The 1,373-nt window shown below is 44.8% G+C and carries 1 protein-coding gene; it reads left to right on the top strand.

All coding sequences use genetic code 11. The annotated features are described in order from the left end of the window. The first annotated feature begins 382 nt into the window (after window positions 1-382). Window positions 383-1,354 carry a transposase gene (locus QUA25_RS29190; RefSeq protein ID WP_333043190.1) on the top strand — a complete coding sequence of 324 codons (972 nt, stop codon included), beginning with the start codon at window positions 383-385 and terminating at the stop codon, window positions 1,352-1,354. Window positions 1,355-1,373: the final 19 nt, after the last annotated feature.

Below are 1,373 nucleotides of genomic sequence, written 5' to 3'. Positions count from 1 at the left end.
CGACTTTCAGGCGATCGAGCCGACAATGAGTCGATCGTACCGACTTTCAGGCGATCGAGCCGACAATGAGTCGATCGAGCCGACTTTCAGGCGATCGTACCTTATTTAAGGTAAATCTAAAGAAACAACAAAAGTTTCTGACTAAGGTGCAAGTTTCAGTAGAAAGTGCTGTTTAAGGACATCAGAAATCGGTGAAGTTGGCCCGCCCCTTAGACTAAACAAGTCTGTTGTGTAGATAAGCTCCCATTACTGATGACAGGCGCACACAAACTGGACAGTATCTTAGGCTCTCGGCCTCGTCGGGAAAGCCTGCATTCACAAGGTTAGTATTCAATTGCCTGTCAGGTTCTTTTATAAATCGGAGTACCTAAAAGAGCAAACAATGACATCAACAGTCTTAGGCATAGACATCAGTAAAAGAGACTTTCATGTCTCATTACTGAGAGAAGGTCGTGCGACTAAACCCAAAAAGTTTACTAACAATATTCAAGGGTTTGAGAGTTTGCATAACTGGCTCAAACAACAAAGTGTAGTCGAGTTCCATGCTTGTATGGAAGCTACTAGCATCTACGGAGAAGCTTTAGCCGAATTCCTCTATGGGGAGGGCTTTCAGGTTAGTATTGTCAATCCAGCAAGGATTAAAGGGTTTGCCAAAAGCGAACTTCTACGAACTAAAACTGACTCCGTAGATGCGGCACTGATTGCTCGTTTTTGTGCGGCGATGAAACCGTCTCTGTGGACACCAACCGCGCCCGAAGTCAAGGAATTACAAGCTTTGTTGCGACGGCTCGAATCAGTCACAGAAATGATGACGAGCGAACAAAACCGTTTGGAGACAGCTACGCCAACTGTTGCTGCCCTTACCCTCGAACACTTGGAGTATCTTAAACAACAGCAACAGCTAATCAAAAAACTCATTAGTGACCATTTTGACCAACACCCACACTTAAAACAACAGCGTGACTTGTTGACCTCAATTCCTGGCATAGGCGATTTAACAGCTTCTATATTATTAGCTGAAATTGGTGAGGTTTCCGATTACGATAATGCTCGTCAATTAGCAGCCTATGCTGGTCTAACTCCCAGCGAACGGAGTTCTGGGACTTCGGTTAAAGGCAAAACTCGTTTGTCCTGCACCGGAAACGTCCGACTGCGAAAAGCATTATATATGCCAGCAGTAGTGGCGATGCGTTACAATCCCTTGCTTAAAGCCATGAGTGAGAGATTATTGGGTCGTGGAAAGGTCAAAATGCAGGTGATTGGTGCGCTGATGAGGAAACTGGTGCATTTAGCTTTTGGGATTTTAAAATCCCAAAAGCCTTTCGACCCCAATTATTTGACTGCTACCCCTTGACAGGTCAAGACAGTATCTA

Origin of the sequence: Microcoleus sp. Pol17C6 (genome assembly GCF_036701145.1) — a bacterium.
Classification (GTDB): domain Bacteria; phylum Cyanobacteriota; class Cyanobacteriia; order Cyanobacteriales; family Microcoleaceae; genus Microcoleus.
The sequence above is the reverse complement of the archived record's forward strand: the minus strand, read 5'-3'. Positions and strand labels throughout refer to the sequence as shown.

What these genes read in the sequence shown, in the direction of transcription:
- QUA25_RS29190 (WP_333043190.1), top strand. Translation starts at nt 383, where the DNA reads ATGACATCAACAGTCTTAGGCATAGACATCAGTAAAAGAGACTTTCAT.